Genomic DNA, 17,169 nt, shown 5'->3' on the forward strand with positions numbered 1-17,169 from the left:
GCCGTAAGGGCAAGCAAACCTATTCGTCGGTCTCGCTTTCGACTGTGCCGCCATCGCCGATCACCGCGTCGATCCGGCTGATGGCCGCATCGGTGATGTCGGTACGGTCCGAGCTGAGAAAGACGCTGGATCGTTCGATGATAATCGACGCGCCGGATTCGCGCAGCAGATCAATCAGAACCGGCTGTACCAGTTCAAAGAACCTTTGACGCGCCTCTTCACTGCGCCTTGCCAAAGCGTCCAGCTTGGCACGTTGCCCCTCGCGGTGGGACTGGACCTTTTCGTCGAACGCATCGGCCAGCGGGCGGAATTCATCCGCTGTCATGGTCGCACGGCGTTCAGTCAAAAGCTTTTCTTCCCGGCTCAGCTCAGCCACGATCCGTTCGTTTTCCTCACCCAGCAGGATACCTTCGGCCTCAATCTCGCTCAGGATACGCCGACCAAAGGCCGAGTCAGAAAACAACCGGTCGCTGGACAGGGTCACAACGCTGCTTTGCGGTACGCCCAGTTGCTGCGCCACGGCCGGGGCTGCGCAGGCAAGGGCCAGAAAAACACACAGGGCCCCAAAAGGGCCCTGCAGTTTCATGAACATACGCTTCACCATTCAGGATCAGAACCGGGCCTGAACCGTCAGGTCAAAGTTCTGCTCCTTGTCGAAGTCCTCTTTCTTCAACGCTTTCGAGAAGTTGAAGCGCAGCGGACCGAACGGTGTTTCCCACAGAACCGAGACACCGATCACGTGACGGATCGAGCCGTCTTCGCCAACGATGTCCGCGCCCGCGGTGTTCACGTCATTGAGGTTGTAGAGGTTACCAAAGTCATAGAACACACCACCACGCAGACCCAGCTCTTCGGGCAGGCCCAACGGGAAGTCCGATTCCAACCGCGCAACCCAATAGTAATTGCCACCGATCGCGTCATCCTGACCGTTCGACAGATCGCGCGGACCGATACCCGCAGGCTCGAACCCGCGGAAGACGCTCGGCCCCAGAACAAAGCGATCGAGTGTGCGGCTGAAGTCATCGCCGCGCCAGTGCAGTGCACCCACTTCGAGCGATGCACGCAGTACAACCTCTTCGTTCCAGACGCGGGTCTGGGCGATACCACGGGCGGTGGTCTTGTAGAACTCATTGTCTCCACCCAGACCGGCCGCATCGATACCGGCTTCGAACAGCACACCTGCGTTCGGATTCAGACCGCCAAGACGGCTGTCATATACGTAGGACACGCCCAGTGAACTGGTCGAACGCTCACCCTGATCGATTTCCGAAGAAATGACAGCGCCGTTGACCTCATCATCCTGCTGGGTCATTTCGCTGTTTTCCCAGCCGTAACGCAACTGCAGCGACGACAGCTCGCCAATGGCGTAGCTCAGCTGAGGCCGGAAGAACAGTGTCTCGGTGTCATAGCTGGCAAAGCTCGAGTTGGTCGACGACAGACCAAGCCCCAGATCAAAGCGCAGTTTGCGCCCCAGAAGATAGGGTTCGGTGAAGTTCAGCGTATATTGCTCGGCATCCTGCGCAGTCGACAGTGTCAATCCAACCGTCTGACCGCGCCCAAGGAAGTTGGTTTCCCGCAGCCCGATCGCGATCCCGAAACCGTCGGAAACCGAGTAGCTACCACCCAGGCTCAGCGAGCCGGTCGGCTGCTCTTCGACGTCAACGTCCACGATCACCTGGCTGGGCGTCGATCCTTCACGCGGCTCGACATCCGCCACCGCAAAGAACCCCAGCGCACGAATACGTTCGGCGGCCTGACGGATTTCGCGCGGGTTGAAGGGATCGCCTTCTACCGTGTCGAACTGACGGCGGATCACACGGTCCAGCGTCGTGGTGTTGCCTTCGATATCGATCCGCTCGACAAAGATACGCGGTCCGCGGGTCAGGACAAACTGAACGTCCAGCGTCAGATCTCGCGCATTGCGGGTGACGCGCGGTTCAACCCGCAGGAAATCGACACCTTGCTTGATCCCCAAACGCTCCATCCGGGCAATCGAGTTTTCAACCAGAGAAGGCGTATAGGTCACGCCCGGCCGGATTTTCAGCGCATCCTGATACGGAGCCGGGTCCACGCCCGGAATTTCGCTGACCGTGCTGATTTGACCGAACGAGAACTTCTGCCCTTCGGTGATGTTCATCACCAGGAAAAACGCGTCTCGTTCGCGGGTGAATTCGACGTTCGCGCTGTTGATTCGGAAGTCCACATAACCGCGGGACAGATAGAAATCCCGAATGACCTGTTTGTCGAACTCGATCCGGTCGGCGATGAAAGTGTCGCCGCGCAGGAAAGTCCGCAGAACGTTGGCCTGCTTGGTTTCCAGAACCCGGCGCAGGCGGCGGTCTGAATAGGCACGGTTGCCGACAAAGCTGACGCGCTCCACCTCAATCGTGGTGCCTTCGGCGACTTCGAAAACCAGATCAACCCGGTTGTCGCTGCGGCGGATGATGCGCGGAATGACCGTTGCGGACACCCGCCCTTGCGACGAGTAGATTTCTGCAATCAGATCCGCATCCGTTTCCGCGACCTGAGGCGTAAAGACACGCCGCGGCTGCGAGGTGATCGCCTCGAGCAGGACGTCGTCCTTGACCCGCTGGTTTCCCTCGATGCTGATCTGGTTGATGGTCGGATATTCCTCAACCTCGATCAGCAGCGTATTGCCGCGCGGTGTCAGTTCGACTGTCTCAAAAACACCACTGTCAAGCAAACGCTGATAGGCATCGTTCAACTGACCGGCGGTTACCGACTGGCCCGGTTCGATGCCGGTCCGTGCGATAATGGTCGAAGTTTCGATGCGCCGGTTGCCTTCGACGTCGAAGGAATTGATGACAAAGGTCTGCGCCCATGCAGCCTGCGGTGCAGGCAGGAAACTTACCAATGTCAGAAGGAAAAAAAACGTTAGTGACCGCCACAAAATCTTGTTTTCCGGCTTTTGCCCCCCGCAGGATGTGCCCGCGCCTCGCCTTTCAGTCATATTTTTCACTACCCAATTTTTTTGGACTTTATAGCTGAGTAGCGAGATTATTAATTCTTGTCAAAAGACCAAAAAAGAAAGCGGCCACTTGGGCCGCCTCGTGGGGTTTTCACAACAGGTGATGAGAATCACATGGTGATCAGGTAGGCCCAACCGCCCATCGCGACTGCGGTCGCGCCAAAAAACAGCAGCATGTCCCAGTTCAACACGAACAGGTATCGAACACTTTCGGCTGATTTACGCAAGGCTTTGGACATAACAACCTCTGACACGGTTAACATTCGGGTCTGAAATCTACGCGTGAATTGAGGCGGAATTGCGGCTTTTCCATGCACTCCCCGCCACATTCAGCAGAACAGATCGTTTGTCACCGAAAAGATCATCAGCCCTAGGATCAGTGATACGCCGACCCCCATCAGAACACCCAGAACCTTGTCGCTGGGCGGTTTGCCCGTGACGGCTTCGTAAGCGTAGAAGACCAGATGGCCGCCATCCAGCGCCGGAATCGGAAACAGGTTCAGAAGCCCAACGGCAGTCGACAGAACCGCGATGAAGAAGATAAAGCTCTGCGCCCCCTGACTGGCCATTGCGCCCGAAGTTTCGGCAATACCGATAGGACCGGACATGTTGCAGGTACTGATCGCGCCGGTAATCATGTGCCAGACGCCTGACAGCGATCCGTCAATGATGCGCCAGGTCTGCCTTACGCCTCCGGACAGCGAGTCTACAAGGCCCGCCGGTTCCGTCGCCGGTTCCAGAGCCATGCCGCCGACGATTCCGATCCGCCAATGGGTCACGAATCCGCCTTCGGGTTGCGGTTCATCGGTGCGGCGCGGAGCCAGCGCGAATTCAAGCTCGGCCCCGTCGCGCCAGACATCCAGCAGCAGGACCTTACCGTCCGAGCCTTCCACATGTTCCTTGAGCTGCCCGAAGGCAAAGACCGGCTCACCGTTGATCGCCGTGATAACATCGCCGGATTTGAGGTCGATATCCATCGCGGCGCTGCGCGGAGCAACCTGCTGGATCAGCGGTGGAAACAACCAGGGACCGGACACATCCATCGTCTGCCCGTCGCGGATCACCGTGTAATCCAGGGCGGGCTCAACCGGCAGAGCGTCGGTGAAATCGGACCAGGCCCCCTGCTGATCAAAATCAGGCACCGTGATGCCCGCAATGGCCACGATCTCATCACCGTCCTGCAATTGCTGTGCCGTCCCGGGCAAAGGATACAGCTTGCCAACAGTCAAAGGTTCCCGGGTCACGCCCTGAGAAAAGAAGATCAGGCCGAACACCAGGATGGACATCACAAAGTTGAACGCCGGGCCTGCGGCAACCGTGGCCGCCCGCGCCCACAGGGGCGCGCCATGCATGGTACGGCGCAGCTCTTCGGGGCTTTGCTTGGTGATTTCCTGCATCGCCTCTTCGTCCTTGCCGGACGCGGCGTTTGAGTCGCCCAGAAACTTGACATATCCGCCAAATGGCAGCGCGGCGATCTGCCAGCGGGTGCCGCGCTTGTCGACGCGGCTCCACAACACCGGACCGAACCCGATCGAAAACACCTCGGCATGGATACCGGACCACCGACCGACGATATAATGGCCGTATTCATGCACCGCGACGATGACGGACAGCGCGATGACAAAGGCAAAGATGGTATACAGCAGGTTGCCGAATTGAGGGATCAGAGAGAGTAGGTCCAAGTTTTTATCCTGCTGTCTGGATGGCGGCCTCATCGGCCCACTTACGTGCCAGATGGTCCGTTTGCAGCACGTTATCAAGGTTTAATGAGGCATCAAAAAGGCCGTCTGACGACTCGAACCTATTCAGAACGGCCTCGACAATATCAGCCATCTCAAGAAAGCCGACGCGACGCGCGATAAAGTGATCCAGCGCGCGTTCCTTGGCGGCGTTGAAAACCGCGCCGGACAGGCCGCCCCGCTGCATCACATTGCGGGCCAGACGCAAGGCCGGATAGCGTGCTTCGTCCGGTTCCTGAAACCGCAACTGACCCAGTTTGGCAAGGTTCAGGCGTTCGACCGGCAGGTCGCGCCGTTCGGGCCAGTGCAAAGCATAGCCGATCGCGTGACGCATGTCCGGCGCACCCATATGTGCCATGACCGCCCCGTCGTTGAACCCGACCAGCGAATGTACGATGGATTCTGGATGGACAAGCACCTCGATCTGATCTGGTGAGACGCCAAAGAACTCTTTGGTTTCAATCAGCTCCAGCGCCTTGTTGAACATCGAAGCGCTGTCGATTGTGATCCGCTGCCCCATGTTCCAGTTGGGATGGTTCGAGGCCTGCTCGACCGTCGCGCTGGCCAGATCGCTCAGCGGCCAGTCGCGGAAGGCGCCACCGCTGGCGGTGATGATGATCCGCTCGACAGCGTCCATATCCTCACCGACCAGAGCCTGAAACACCGCCGAATGTTCGCTGTCCACGGGTAATAGGCGCGCGTTATGCGCCCGCGCGGTTTCCAGCACCAGCGCCCCGGCACAGACCAGCGTTTCCTTGTTGGCCAGCGCCAGCGTCGCGCCCTGTTTCAACGCTTCAAGCCCCGGCGGCAGTCCGGCGGCCCCGACAATGGCGGACATGACCCAATCAACCGGGCGCGCCGCGGCCTCAGTCAGGGCCGCCTGCCCCGCAACGGCTTCGACACCGCTGCCGGACAATGCGGCGCGCAGATCCTCAAGCCGATCCTCATGCGCGGTCACGGCCACATCAGCATTCAGGCGGCGCGCATCTTCGGCCAGTTTTTCGATATTCGCCCCGCCGGTCAGCGCCACAACGTCGTAAGCCGACGGATTCCGGTCGATCAGATCAATGGTGTTCTGCCCGATCGAGCCGGTCGCGCCAAAAATCGAGACTTTGCGCATCACATGCCCCCGGGGGAATAGATCAGGCCCGCGATCAGAACAAACAAGGCCGCTCCCATCATGCCGTCGAACCGGTCCAGAAAGCCGCCATGGCCCGGGATCAGGTTCGAGCTGTCCTTCACGCCAAACTTCCGCTTGGTTGCGCTCTCGACGATATCACCAGCCTGGCTGGCCATTGACGCCATCACCGAGATCACGACAAACATGAAACCGAACCCGGCATGGATGGCGAACATGCCACCAACGATGGCTGCGGCAGCCCATCCGCCGGCAGTGCCGGACCATGTTTTCTTGGGGCTGACCTTGGGCCAGAATTTCGGGCCGCCAAAGGTTTTACCAACGAAATACCCGGCTACATCCGTCGCGACCACCACCGAGATCAGCCAGACCATCCAGCCAAAGCCCATATTCTCGCGGATCGAGATGAACCCCAGCCCAGCCGCTGCAATCCAGATCGCAAACAGCGCGTAGGTCGTCTTGGACCGGCTGATCTGCCCCGCCCCTACCAAGGCCGGAGCAATCAGAACCGGCAGCTTGTAAAGCGGCGGCAGATGATAGCTCAGCACAACCGCCACCCCGGTTAGAATGCCAAGCTGTATGGCTGCCCCGGTTTTGTCCGGGTCGATCATCCGCACCAGTTCCCAGGTCATCAGACCACAGGCGATCCCGATGAAGGCTTCGAACCACAAGCCGCCCAGCCAGACTTCGACAGAGCCGACAAGGACCAGCACAGCCGCAGACAGAACCCTTGCGGTCAGGTCAGACCATCGGCCGTCACTCATGCGGGAACTGCCCCGAAGCGGCGTTCACGGGACCCGAAGTTGCGGCACAACCGTTCCAGTTCCGCTGCGGTGAAATCGGGCCACAGCGTGTCGATGAATTCATATTCCGAATAGGCTGACTGCCACAAAAGAAAGTTTGAAATCCGCGCCTCACCACTGGTTCGAATGACCAGATCCGGGTCAGGAACAACGTGCGTATCCAGATACTTGGGCAGAGTTTCTTCATCCACGTCTTCGGGCCGCAGACGCCCCTCGGCCACGTCCCGTGCCAGTCGTTTGGTGGCGCGCGCAACCTCATCCCGCCCGCCATAGTTCAGGGCCACCGTCAGATGAACCAGATCGTTGTCCTTGGTTTCCTCTTCCAGCGTATCCATCAACTCGGTCAGCTTCTTATCCAGCCGCACCCGATCCCCGATAAAGCGCACCCGAATCCCGTTTTTTTTCAGGGTCCGGGTCTCCTTGATGATGTAGCGCCGGAACAGGCTCATCAGCCCTGCAACCTCGGCCTGTGTGCGTTTCCAGTTCTCGGTCGAAAAGGCAAAAACCGTCAGATACTTGATCCCAAGCCCCGGGCAGGCCTCGACCACTTCGCGCACCCGCCGCGCACCGGCGTGGTGTCCGAACAGCCTTGGCCGGCCACGCGCCTGCGCCCAGCGACCGTTCCCGTCCATGATAATAGCGACATGGCGCGGCCCGTTCGCGGGCTCAGTATGTGGGGCGTTGAGCATATCCCGGTCTCAGACCTGCATAATCTCGGCCTGCTTGGTCTCAAGCGCGGCATCAACGGATTTGATCATCTCGTCGGTCAGGTCCTGAACTTCGGTTTCCCAGAACTTCTGATCGTCCTCGGACATGCCGTCGGCCTTGGCTTTCTTGATCTGATCCATCCCGTCGCGGCGGACGTTGCGGATCGAAACCCGGGCGTGTTCGGCATATTGACCAGCGACCTTGCCCAGCTCACGGCGGCGCTCTTCGTTCAGTTCGGGAATCGGCAGCATGATGATGGTACCGTTCAGCTGCGGGTTGATCCCCAGACCGCTTTCACGGATTGCCTTTTCAACCTTGCCGACAAGCCCCTTGTCCCAGACATTGACGGTAACCATGCGCGGCTCGGGCACATTGACTGTTCCGACCTGATTGATCGGCGTCATCGATCCATACGCATCGACCATGACCGGCTCCAGCATCGAGGCTGACGCCCGCCCGGTCCGAAGCGAGGCAAATTCGGTTCTGAGATTGGACATGGCGCCTTCCATGCGCCGTTTCAGATCATCGGTATCCAGTTCGAAATCGTCAGACATGCTGCTCACTCCCCGTCTTCAGGTGCTGTTTGCATGGCTCATAAGCCATCGCAGGTGGGATGTATAGCAATCATGATGCGGAAATGCGCCAATGGCCAGAGGTGTTTCCGGCATTTTCCGGGCGTTTCAGAGACAAAAAAAGACCGATCGGCACATGGGCCGACCGGTCTCGAGGTTCGTCTTGCCGATCAGGCGTTTACGTCAACAACGACGCGGCCCTTGACCTGACCTTTCAGGATATCGGCACCCAATTGCGGCAGGTCACCCAGGGTTGCGCGGTGAACCATCGCTTCCAGCTTGCCCATGGGCAGGTCCGTTGCAATGCGCTGCCAGGCGCGCACCCGGTTTTCATAGGGCTGCATGACGCTGTCGATACCCAGCAGATTGACCCCGCGCAGCAGGAACGGAATCACCGTTGCAGGCAGGCCCGCACCGCCGGCCAGACCAACCGCGGCGACCGAAGCGCCGTATTTCATCTGACCCAGCACGCGCGCCAGCATCTCGCCCCCCACCGCGTCGATACAACCCGCCCAGGTCTCGCTTTCCAGCGGGCGTTTGGTGGTCTCGTTCAGTTCCTCGCGCGGAACGATTGTGGTCGCACCCAGAGATTTCAGGTAATCACCCGTTTCCGGGCGCCCAGTGACAGCCGCAACCTCATAGCCCAGATTGGCCAGAATGGCTGTTGCCACCGAGCCCACACCACCCGCGGCCCCAGTCACCAGAACCGGGCCATGGCCGGGCTGCATACCGTGATCTTCCAGCGCCATAACAGCCAGCATCGCCGTGAAACCGGCCGTACCCACCGCCATCGCCTGCCGCGCGTCCAGCCCCTCGGGCAGAGGCACCAGCCAATCGGCCCGAGCGTTTGCCTTTTGCGAGTAACCGCCCCAATGGGCCTCGCCCACACGCCAGCCGGTCAGAACCACCTTGTCGCCGGGCTTATAGCGATCGTCCGAGGACGCCTCGACCGTACCGGCATAGTCAATCCCCGGAACATGCGGGTACGAGCGCACCAGACCACCCCCCTTGGGAGAGGTGCATAAACCGTCTTTGTAATTCACGGTCGAGTACTCGACGGCTACCGTGACCTCACCCTGAGGCAGATCATCCAACGAAAGCTGTTTCACCACTGGGCTGGCCAGCCCGCTTTCCTCGTCCTTTTCCATGACCAATGCGTTGAACATCTTATTTCCTTTCGCTTCTTCAAGGCCAGATCGCGATCGTCACCTGGCTAAAAATACCTCGGGGGAGACGCGCAGCGACGGGGGCAGCCCCCCCGCCGCGCTCAATTCCAAAACCGCTCCTGAACCGTTGCGCGGCGCATACCGTCCGGTGTTTCGACCTCGACGACCGTTCCGGCATCCCAATGGCTCAGCCGCAGCATTCCAATTGACACATTTGTCGAAAAGTCCGGAGACCACGCCGCCGACGTTACCTGCCCCACCCGTTTACCACCCGCAAAAACCGACCACGGACGATCACAGGGAGGTACGGCATCGCCCTCGATGGAAATCGGGCGGATCTGTTGCACGGGGCCTTCCTTGGCCACACGCAACAAGGCATCGCGGCCAATACAGCCGATGGCCGTGTGCGTGTTGCAGAACTTGCCCAGGCCACATTCATGCGGCGTGTTGTCGTCGGTCATGTCATTGCCATAGGACAGCAATCCGCCTTCGATCCGTTCGATCAGATTGGGACAGCCTGCACGCACCTGCAGGTCCTCCCCCGCGGCGAACAGAGCATTCCACAGCGGCATCCCGATGTCAGAGCCTTCGACATAAATCTCGAAACCGCCCTGTTTGGAATAACCCGACCGCGCCACCGCCAGATCGCGGCCCTGAAATTCGAACATGTCGAACTTGAAGAACCGAATATCGCGTACGCGGTCGCCAAAGACCCGCGCCATCAGCTCATCCGCCTTTGGTCCCTGAATGGCCAAGGGCGACACGTCCGGTTCGTCGACCAGAACGTCCAGCCGATAGCCGTTGGCGATACCCTTGACCCACAGCAACAGGTCACTGTCCGCAATGGATATCCACCAGCGGTCATCGGTCAGTTTCACCGCCACCGGGTCGTTCAGCATCCCGCCGGTTTCATCGACGATGGGCACATAGAAACACTGCCCCGGCAGCATCCCCCGCAGATCGCGCGGTGTCAGCATCTGCATCAGCCGCGCCGCATCCGGGCCGCGCAGCTCGACCTGCCGCTCGCATGAGACATCCCACACCTGAACATGGGACTTCAGATGGCGATAGTCAGCCTCGACGCTTTCAAAAACCGTCGGCAACAGCATACGGTTGTAAACGGAGTACCCTTTGACCCCGGCGGCCTCGACCCCGTCGGAAAACGGTGTACGCCGCAACCGGCGAGACATGGAAATCTGCGGCATTCAAGCCTCCTTGGGCATAAAGACCAGATCACTGACAGGCGCGGCCGATCCGGTTTCGGTCAGCATCTGGTGTAACTGTCCCCGATGATGGGTCTGGTGGTTGAACATGTGGATCACACACTGCGCGTAAGGCAATGTAACATCAGTCTCTTTTGCGGCTGAAAACCAGGTGAATTCCCCGGTCAGCGGCGCGTCTTCCAGGGAGCCAGCCCAGTCCGAGATACGGGCATCGACGGTTTCACACAGGGGCAGCCAATCGGCCAGATCGGTACACAGCGAGACACTTTCGGGGATACCACCGCCCGGACCTTCACCCTTGTCAAAGCGGGATACCCAGATCCAGTTGCCCCACAACAGATGGTTCGCCGTCCCCATGATCGAGCCAAAGAACGCACCGCGCTCCTTGGACAGGTTCTCAGGCGACAACGCTTGCAGAAACCCCGATAACTGTTTGTTTTGCCATCGGTTATACCGCGCCATTTCCTGTGCATAGGCGCCGGTGATCATCATTTTGGACCGTGCCAGTCGATCGGGCAGATTTCCGCAGACTTGCCCCCGAAATCCCAAACACGACCATAGTCGCGCACCTTGGACTTGGTGCCGCGCGCCACAATAATGTCGGGACCCATCCAGTATTTCGAGTTCGAGACCATCACCGGGTGCTCAGGGTCCTTGCCAGCCAACATCTCGATCTCGCCCTGAATCTTGCGGCCAATCACGATCCGACGCTTGTTGCCGTCACGCTCGATCTGGACCGGAGCCCGCTCGGCCCCGATGATCTCACTCACCAGCATGGTGAACAGGCCCGTGGTGCCACCCGCCTGGCCGCTGAAGATTTGCAGCAGCCCATTATAGGCCTTGCCGCTGGCGCGCTCGTCTACGTAGGCGGCAACTTTCCACTGGCCCTCTCCCATACGGCCCGGAATATCGACCAGCAGACCCACGTTCAGGCCCGACAGGTCCTCGCCCTCATAATGACCTTCGTCGATAATGACGCCCATCCACGCATGGCAATGCCCCTCGGTCGGCGGGTGCGCGCCCAGCGACACGACGCAGGGGCAGAACACATCGCATGAACAGTTCAGGATCAGTTCACCCTTGATGGTCCAGTCTGTCGGACTCATTTCGCGCCGTTTGGGATTGGGCATACGGCTGTCAATGCGCTGGCTGATCGGCAGCCTGTCGGCCTCGGGTTTCCTGTTTTTTGCCATATACTTATCCTCCGTAAGTAAAGGGATAGACCAGCAGGGCAAGCCCCCCTGCGATCAGTGCAAACCCCATTGGCCGCGTGACCGCGTGACCGATTTGAGGCAGTTTTTCCAAAACCATGAACAGTGTCGCGAGGCCCATCCACAACAGGCTCATGACACCGCCAACAAACCCAAGCGCCATGAAGCCCCAGCAGCATCCGACGCAAAACGCGCCCAGCCCCAGCCCCATGCGCAGACCGCCCGCGAACCCGGTTTTCCAATGGCCGAGGAAATAGGTCATCGGTGCGTGGCAGACGCCGTGGCAGACCTCTTTCGCGCGGGTGAATTGAAAGGCTCCGACCGCGATCATCAGTCCGCCCGCGAACCAGCCGGATTTCGCAATGCCCAACATGTCAACGACACCGCCAAACAGCAGGCCCAGTTGTACTCCGGTGATCAATGCGGCAAACCCAACCCATACGATGAAATACCCGGTCAAAACGCCGATCCACCCCGCCCGGGTGCCATTGGCGCTGCGGATCAGGTCTTCGTAACTGCGCAGGGTCGGCACCAGCGTCGGCAGCATCATGGCCGCCATCATGATCGCCCACATCCAGAACAGTGGGCCGAATTCGGCCATGGGCATATACATGTCCATGCGCGGGTCCATCGCGGCCATCGCCTGCCCCATCGGGCCGGGCCGGCCGATCCAGTCCAAATCCATGTCGCGGCTCATGGTGAACATCATCCACCACGCCCACAGGATCAGAATGAAGAATCCCAGCCACAATCCGCTGCGTAGAACTGCGCGACTCACGCTTCCCTCCCGACTCAGTCCTTGCTTTTCAAATGTCAGACTTTTAAATGTCAGACAAATAAAAATTTCACCGACGGGCTCCGGAATATGAAAATCGACCCTCAAAAACCTGCGGATTTATCAGCCCAGATCGCTCAGGCCATACGCGATGCTATCATATCGGGAGAGTTGATCGTCGACGAACGCTTGCCATCCGAAGCTGAGCTGTCCGACCAGTTTCAGGTGTCGCGCCCAACTGTACGCGAGGCTCTCAAGCGTCTGGCAGCACAATCGTTGATCCGCACCCAGCGCGGCGCCAGCGGTGGTGCCTTCGTGAACCGGATCAGCTTTGAAGACGCCTATTCGCAGCAAATTACCACCTCGACCTTGTTGCTGTCGATGAACGCGATCAGCTTCGACACGGCCTGCGAAGCCCGCTTTGCGCTGGAACGCGCCTGCGCCCCGCTGTCGGCGCAGCGTCGAACCGCTGATCAACTGGCCACCATGCGGGCCGAGATTTTCCGGCAGGCACAACCCGGCCTGACGGATGAGGCATTCTGTTCTTCGGACGTCGCCTTCCACCGTGCTCTGGTTGATGGGGCCGGCAACCCGGTTCTGTCCTATCAACTGGCCGGGGCTGTTGAGGCGATGCAACCCTTGATGAACATGATCACCTTTACAGCACGGTCCCGCGAAGAGATCATCGGCCTGCACAATCGCATTGCCGACGCGTTGGAGGCACGCGATGCCGGAAAAGTTGACGCGGCATTGGTTGAACTTGAAAACTATACGCGCAAACTGGCGCAGGATGTGGCCCAGCAACATAGCAAGCCTGTGGTGGCGGAGGAATGATGGTAACAGCGCTGAACGTAATCGCCGCTTTGTTGACGATTGGCTTTGGCCTGTTCGGGTTCTTGGCCCCGGCGTTCACCGCCGCGTCTTTGGATCTGGCGCCGACCGACAGCAATATGGGTCTTAGCGAGATGCGCGCCTCGGTCGGCGGTTTGTTCGTGGTGACCGGTGCAGCGGTGCTGTGGCTGAACAACCCGATGGCTTACGCCATGCTTGGGGTCGTCTACGCGGGGGCAGCGCTGGGTCGCTTCGTCTCGGTCGTTCTGGACAATCCCCCCATGGTCAAGGCGGTGACATTCGGAGGAATCGAGCTGGCCCTGGCGCTGTGGCTGATCCTGGCGAACTTCAACAGAACCGCCTAAGCATTTGTTTTTAATAGAACCGAATTTCATAAATCCCGGTTTGCATCCGCGCGTCTGCTCACCTATATAGGATATGTCCTTCGGGACTATGGACATAAACGCGCTCGTAATAAGCGGATCGGACCCGGGGGCGGTACCCGGCGGCTCCACCAACCATCCTTCGTTTGAGGATTCTGGGGCCGAAACAGGATCGACGAACGTCTAAAGGGGTTAGCTTTGTCTCGGCTGTCTGCCACCGTTATCGGCGAAACTAGTACAATTGCAAACGACAATCGTGCTCCGGTTGCAGTTGCTGCGTAAGCAGTAACAAGACCGAAACTTAAGTCCTTGCGCCTAGCCGCGTAAGGCGGGGTTCGCAGGTACCTGGCAACAGAAACCTGCATTTCCCTCTTAATGTCTGCGGTTTATCTCTGATCTTGTTCACGTTCAGGGTTTCTTCACCCTTTCGTTTCATTCTCAGCCCAACAGGAAAAGGAGAGCTGGGATGTCACACGCCGATATACTCAGAAACTGGTATGCCGAGGTTTGGGAAAACGGAAACGTTGATGCCATCGACCAGTTCTTTGCCCCCGATACCATGGCCGAGGGGCTGATCCCCGAAATGCAGGTTGGCGCGGATGACTTTCGCGATCTGGTCATGGCCTTTCGGCATGTGCTGGGGGATATCAAGGTCGATCTTCCGAAGATCATCGAAGACGGTGATTGGGTGTCCGGTATTCTCCATGTCAGCACCACCCGGGCAGATAACGGGGCGCCGTTACAGGCTACCGGCAGCGTCATCGCGCGCTTCAAAGATGGCCGGATGGTCGAGGCGTATAATCAGTTCGACTTTATCTCTCTGTTCGAACAGCTCGGGCAATTTCCGCAAGACACCCTGCCCGTCTGCATGACCGGGCAGAGGCTGGATTGGGCGTGACGCACACAACGCAATCTTGACCCCTTTGGCGCTTGATCGTAAGCAGAGGTCATGGGGTAAGATTGCGAACGCCCCGTGAGGCGCCAGCCCAAGTTTCGCATGTATCCGTTTGCATCAGGAGACATGCCATGCCCGCGCCCAATTCAATCACACCGAAACAGTTGCTACGCCTGATCGGAACTCCGCAGGCGCCGGTCTTGATCGACATTTGCCTGGATCCGGATTTTGAAGCCGATCCCTTTCTGATCCCCGGTTCCGTTCGCCATCCTGCCATGGATATCGACGGCATTGCCCGCAAAGTTGGTGAACAGAACGCCGTCATCATTTGCCAGAAGGGCAAGAAGCTCAGCCAAGGGGTCGTATCCTGGCTGCGCAGCAATGGGTGTAAGGCCGAATTTCTGGAAGGTGGAATGTATGGTTGGCGTGACACAGCGGATGCGCCGCGGATACCCGCCTCGGCCTTGCCGAAGCGTGCCGATGGCCGAACCGTTTGGGTTACGCGCCACCGGCCCAAGATCGACCGGATCGCCTGCCCTTGGCTGATCCGCCGTTTCGTGGCCCCAGACGCGCAGTTCCTGTTCGTGGCCCCGTCCGAGGTCGACGCCACCGCTCAAGCCTTCGATGCGACCCCATTTGATATCGAGGATACGTTCTGGTCCCACCGAAACGACCGCTGCACCTTCGACACCATGCTGGACGAATTTCAGTTGCACAGCCCTGCCCTCGACCGGCTTGCCACGGTGATCCGCGCCGCCGATACCAATCGCCATGGCCTTGCGCCCGAGGCGGCCGGTTTACTGGCGGTTTCAGTGGGCCTCTCGCGCCAATACCGGGACGACCATCAGAACCTTGAGGCGGGTCTGCACCTGTATGACGCCCTGTATCGTTGGGCGCGGGACGGTTTCGAGGAACACCACGATTGGCCGACGGATCGCAAATCATGACTCCATCTGTTGCGGAGCTTGTCCGCGTGTTCGGTCGTATCGGCCTGCTATCCTTCGGCGGCCCTGCAGCGCAGATTTCGCTGATGCATCAGGAACTGGTCGAAAACCGCCCGTGGCTGGATGAGCAAACCTATCTGCGGGCCTTGTCGCTGTGCATGTTGCTGCCCGGCCCCGAGGCAATGCAGCTGGCGACCTATGCGGGTTGGCGTCTGCGCGGAGTGACCGGTGGTTTGATCGCCGGGACGTTGTTCGTGCTGCCCGGAGCCTGCGTTATCGCAATTTTGGTCGGTCTGTACGCAGCCTTCGGTGATCTGCCTTTGGTTCAGGCGGGATTTCTGGGGGTCAAGGCCACAGTTATCGTGATCGTCCTGCAGGCGCTTCGGAACCTGTCGCGCAAGGCGTTGACGGATACACAGCACCGCGCCATCGCCGGACTTGGTTTTCTGGCCATCTTTGCGTTGAACCTACCCTTTCCGCTGATCATTCTGGCCGCCGCGATTTGGGGGTACGTTACATTCGGCGGTCAGGCATCAACCGAAGAAAAGCCCCCCGCCCCGAAAGCCTCTGGCACGTTCCGAACCGCTGCGTTCTGGCTGGTTTTGTGGCTGGGGCCTCTGGTCGCGCTGAGCGTTACGGGGCAAAAACTGCTGAGCGATCTGGGCTGGTTCTTTGCCCGTCTCGCCGTTGTCACCTTTGGCGGGGCCTATGCGGTGCTGGCCTACATGACCCAGACCGTCGTGGACAAGTATCACTGGGTCAGCACGGACCAGATGATCGATGCGCTGGGTCTGGCCGAAACAACTCCGGGGCCGTTGATTTTGGTGACACAGTTCGTCGCCATGCTGACCGGCCAGATCAATGGCGGCGCACCACTGGCCATTGCCGCCGGAGCTGTTGCCTTATGGGCGACCTTTGTTCCCTGTTTTCTTTGGATCTTTCTTGCGGCACCGTATCTGGATCAACTGGCCGCCCGTCCCAGATTGTCCGCCGCTCTGCACGGGATTACCGCCGCTGTCGTGGGTGTGATTCTCAACCTGTCCGTATGGTTCAGTCTGAACGTTCTGTTCCAGAAAATCCCACAAGCATCATGGGGACCAGTGACATTACCCTGGCCCGACCTGACAAGCCTAAACCCGGCAGCCCTGGCCCTGACATTGCTTGCTGGCCTATTGATTTTTAAGTTTAAATTTGGAATGGCAACCACATTGGCGATCATGGCCGCAATAGGAACGGGACTGTATTTCGTTTAAACAATCCTCACACAGGCGGTCTTTCGTTTCCGATGAAATCCCCTATGCTGAGGGTAACCACTTTTGAGGATGACACATGTCGCAAGACATCGACTATGGGAACCTGATGCACACCGCCATGCGCGGGCTCATCAAGACCGTTCTGACCAGCGTTTCCGATAATGGCCTGCCTGGGGCGCACCATTTTTTCATCACTTTCGACACCCGTCAGGACGGCGTCGAACTGGCCGATTGGCTGCGTGAGCGGTACCCCGAGGAAATGACCATCGTCATGCAGCACTGGTTCGAAAACCTTGAGGTTGGCGATGACGGGTTTGCGATCACGCTGAACTTTGGCGATGCGCCGGAACCGCTGTATATCCCCTATGCGTCGATCAAAACCTTCGTCGACCCCTCGGTCGAATTCGGGCTGCGGTTCGAAAGCCCCGACGACGAGGATGAGATTGAATCGATCGTCGAGGACTCGATTGAGGTTGAAGAAGAACCCATGCACCACGATGCCGAGGTGGTCTCGCTGGACAGTTTCCGAAAGTAACCGC

Annotated in this window: 19 protein-coding genes and 1 other RNA gene; 7 read left to right on the forward strand and 13 right to left on the reverse strand. The window is 59.0% G+C overall.

Annotated elements, in window-relative coordinates; genetic code table 11:
* Positions 1-19: 19 nt before the first annotated feature.
* The 13 genes from ACR0DO_RS00200 to ACR0DO_RS00260 all read right to left on the reverse strand — a co-directional run bounded on the left by ACR0DO_RS00200 (position 20) and on the right by ACR0DO_RS00260 (position 12,327).
* Positions 20-604 (reverse strand): OmpH/Skp family outer membrane protein, encoded by a 585-nt coding sequence (locus ACR0DO_RS00200; RefSeq protein ID WP_480556101.1) that lies wholly within the window; start codon positions 602-604, stop codon positions 20-22.
* A gap of 6 nt (positions 605-610) precedes the next feature.
* The gene (gene bamA, locus ACR0DO_RS00205; protein WP_480556102.1) at positions 611-2,971 is read right to left on the reverse strand and encodes an outer membrane protein assembly factor BamA; all 2,361 of its coding nucleotides are present in this window, start codon (positions 2,969-2,971) and stop codon (positions 611-613) included.
* A 128-nt stretch (positions 2,972-3,099) separates the two neighbouring features.
* Complete coding sequence (locus tag ACR0DO_RS00210) at positions 3,100-3,228, reverse strand: hypothetical protein (protein ID WP_421599880.1); 129 nt, start codon at positions 3,226-3,228, stop codon at positions 3,100-3,102.
* A 90-nt stretch (positions 3,229-3,318) separates the two neighbouring features.
* Complete coding sequence (gene rseP / locus ACR0DO_RS00215) at positions 3,319-4,671, reverse strand: RIP metalloprotease RseP (protein WP_480556103.1); 1,353 nt, start codon at positions 4,669-4,671, stop codon at positions 3,319-3,321.
* 4 nt (positions 4,672-4,675) lie between these two features.
* Positions 4,676-5,848 carry a 1-deoxy-D-xylulose-5-phosphate reductoisomerase gene (dxr, locus tag ACR0DO_RS00220; protein ID WP_480556104.1) on the reverse strand — a complete coding sequence of 391 codons (1,173 nt, stop codon included), beginning with the start codon at positions 5,846-5,848 and terminating at the stop codon, positions 4,676-4,678.
* A complete protein-coding gene (locus tag ACR0DO_RS00225) occupies positions 5,848-6,630 on the reverse strand; it encodes a phosphatidate cytidylyltransferase (RefSeq protein ID WP_480556105.1) in 783 nt (260 codons plus the stop codon). The genes dxr and ACR0DO_RS00225 overlap by 1 nt, the downstream gene beginning before the upstream one ends.
* The gene (locus ACR0DO_RS00230; RefSeq protein ID WP_170671393.1) at positions 6,627-7,358 is read right to left on the reverse strand and encodes an isoprenyl transferase; all 732 of its coding nucleotides are present in this window, start codon (positions 7,356-7,358) and stop codon (positions 6,627-6,629) included. Before ACR0DO_RS00230 ends, ACR0DO_RS00225 begins: the two co-directional genes overlap by 4 nt.
* Before the next feature lie 9 nt (positions 7,359-7,367).
* Positions 7,368-7,931, reverse strand: coding sequence for a ribosome recycling factor (gene frr, locus ACR0DO_RS00235; RefSeq protein WP_170442610.1), 564 nt, complete (start codon positions 7,929-7,931; stop codon positions 7,368-7,370).
* Between the two features lie 188 nt (positions 7,932-8,119).
* Positions 8,120-9,115 carry an acryloyl-CoA reductase gene (gene acuI, locus ACR0DO_RS00240; RefSeq protein WP_480556106.1) on the reverse strand — a complete coding sequence of 332 codons (996 nt, stop codon included), beginning with the start codon at positions 9,113-9,115 and terminating at the stop codon, positions 8,120-8,122.
* Between the two features lie 101 nt (positions 9,116-9,216).
* Positions 9,217-10,320, reverse strand: a complete 1,104-nt coding sequence (locus ACR0DO_RS00245) for a dimethylsulfoniopropionate demethylase (RefSeq protein WP_480556107.1) — start codon at positions 10,318-10,320, stop codon at positions 9,217-9,219.
* On the reverse strand, positions 10,321-10,830 hold the full coding sequence (locus tag ACR0DO_RS00250) for a DinB family protein (protein WP_480556108.1): 510 nt from the start codon (positions 10,828-10,830) through the stop codon (positions 10,321-10,323).
* Positions 10,827-11,531 (reverse strand): DUF1326 domain-containing protein, encoded by a 705-nt coding sequence (locus ACR0DO_RS00255; RefSeq protein ID WP_480556109.1) that lies wholly within the window; start codon positions 11,529-11,531, stop codon positions 10,827-10,829. The genes ACR0DO_RS00250 and ACR0DO_RS00255 overlap by 4 nt, the downstream gene beginning before the upstream one ends.
* 4 nt (positions 11,532-11,535) lie before the next feature.
* Entirely contained in the window at positions 11,536-12,327 is a 792-nt protein-coding gene (locus ACR0DO_RS00260; RefSeq protein WP_480556110.1) for a DUF2182 domain-containing protein, read from the reverse strand.
* A gap of 87 nt (positions 12,328-12,414) precedes the next feature.
* Here ACR0DO_RS00260 and ACR0DO_RS00265 point away from each other — a divergent pair, with 87 nt between their 5' ends.
* From ACR0DO_RS00265 to ACR0DO_RS00295, 7 genes are all read left to right on the forward strand, one after another.
* Entirely contained in the window at positions 12,415-13,158 is a 744-nt protein-coding gene (locus ACR0DO_RS00265; RefSeq protein ID WP_480556111.1) for a FadR/GntR family transcriptional regulator, read from the forward strand.
* On the forward strand, positions 13,158-13,520 hold the full coding sequence (locus tag ACR0DO_RS00270; protein ID WP_170671599.1) for a DUF4345 family protein: 363 nt from the start codon (positions 13,158-13,160) through the stop codon (positions 13,518-13,520). Before ACR0DO_RS00265 ends, ACR0DO_RS00270 begins: the two co-directional genes overlap by 1 nt.
* Positions 13,521-13,556: 36 nt before the next feature.
* Positions 13,557-13,904: a transfer-messenger RNA gene (gene ssrA, locus ACR0DO_RS00275) on the forward strand.
* Positions 13,905-14,004: 100 nt separating this feature from the next.
* Complete coding sequence (locus ACR0DO_RS00280; protein ID WP_480556112.1) at positions 14,005-14,436, forward strand: ester cyclase; 432 nt, start codon at positions 14,005-14,007, stop codon at positions 14,434-14,436.
* Positions 14,437-14,564: 128 nt separating this feature from the next.
* A complete protein-coding gene (locus ACR0DO_RS00285) occupies positions 14,565-15,380 on the forward strand; it encodes a chromate resistance protein ChrB domain-containing protein (protein WP_480556113.1) in 816 nt (271 codons plus the stop codon).
* Complete coding sequence (chrA, locus tag ACR0DO_RS00290) at positions 15,377-16,630, forward strand: chromate efflux transporter (protein ID WP_480556114.1); 1,254 nt, start codon at positions 15,377-15,379, stop codon at positions 16,628-16,630. The genes ACR0DO_RS00285 and chrA overlap by 4 nt, the downstream gene beginning before the upstream one ends.
* A 76-nt stretch (positions 16,631-16,706) precedes the next feature.
* On the forward strand, positions 16,707-17,165 hold the full coding sequence (locus ACR0DO_RS00295) for a ClpXP protease specificity-enhancing factor SspB (protein WP_170442595.1): 459 nt from the start codon (positions 16,707-16,709) through the stop codon (positions 17,163-17,165).
* The last annotated feature ends 4 nt before the right edge of the window (positions 17,166-17,169 follow it).

This window comes from Ruegeria sp. AM9 (genome assembly GCF_056540565.1).

Bases quoted from the DNA above. Each gene is read 5' to 3' on its own strand.
- ACR0DO_RS00200 (WP_480556101.1), bottom strand. From the start codon at position 604: ATGGTGAAGCGTATGTTCATGAAACTGCAGGGCCCTTTTGGGGCCCTG.
- bamA (WP_480556102.1), bottom strand. From the start codon at position 2,971: ATGACTGAAAGGCGAGGCGCGGGCACATCCTGCGGGGGGCAAAAGCCG.
- ACR0DO_RS00210 (WP_421599880.1), bottom strand. From the start codon at position 3,228: ATGTCCAAAGCCTTGCGTAAATCAGCCGAAAGTGTTCGATACCTGTTC.
- dxr (WP_480556104.1), bottom strand. From the start codon at position 5,848: ATGCGCAAAGTCTCGATTTTTGGCGCGACCGGCTCGATCGGGCAGAAC.
- ACR0DO_RS00225 (WP_480556105.1), bottom strand. From the start codon at position 6,630: ATGAGTGACGGCCGATGGTCTGACCTGACCGCAAGGGTTCTGTCTGCG.
- ACR0DO_RS00230 (WP_170671393.1), bottom strand. From the start codon at position 7,358: ATGCTCAACGCCCCACATACTGAGCCCGCGAACGGGCCGCGCCATGTC.
- frr (WP_170442610.1), bottom strand. From the start codon at position 7,931: ATGTCTGACGATTTCGAACTGGATACCGATGATCTGAAACGGCGCATG.
- acuI (WP_480556106.1), bottom strand. From the start codon at position 9,115: ATGTTCAACGCATTGGTCATGGAAAAGGACGAGGAAAGCGGGCTGGCC.
- ACR0DO_RS00245 (WP_480556107.1), bottom strand. From the start codon at position 10,320: ATGCCGCAGATTTCCATGTCTCGCCGGTTGCGGCGTACACCGTTTTCC.
- ACR0DO_RS00250 (WP_480556108.1), bottom strand. From the start codon at position 10,830: ATGATGATCACCGGCGCCTATGCACAGGAAATGGCGCGGTATAACCGA.
- ACR0DO_RS00255 (WP_480556109.1), bottom strand. From the start codon at position 11,531: ATGGCAAAAAACAGGAAACCCGAGGCCGACAGGCTGCCGATCAGCCAG.
- ACR0DO_RS00265 (WP_480556111.1), top strand. From the start codon at position 12,415: ATGAAAATCGACCCTCAAAAACCTGCGGATTTATCAGCCCAGATCGCT.
- ACR0DO_RS00270 (WP_170671599.1), top strand. From the start codon at position 13,158: ATGGTAACAGCGCTGAACGTAATCGCCGCTTTGTTGACGATTGGCTTT.
- ACR0DO_RS00280 (WP_480556112.1), top strand. From the start codon at position 14,005: ATGTCACACGCCGATATACTCAGAAACTGGTATGCCGAGGTTTGGGAA.
- ACR0DO_RS00285 (WP_480556113.1), top strand. From the start codon at position 14,565: ATGCCCGCGCCCAATTCAATCACACCGAAACAGTTGCTACGCCTGATC.
- chrA (WP_480556114.1), top strand. From the start codon at position 15,377: ATGACTCCATCTGTTGCGGAGCTTGTCCGCGTGTTCGGTCGTATCGGC.
- ACR0DO_RS00295 (WP_170442595.1), top strand. From the start codon at position 16,707: ATGTCGCAAGACATCGACTATGGGAACCTGATGCACACCGCCATGCGC.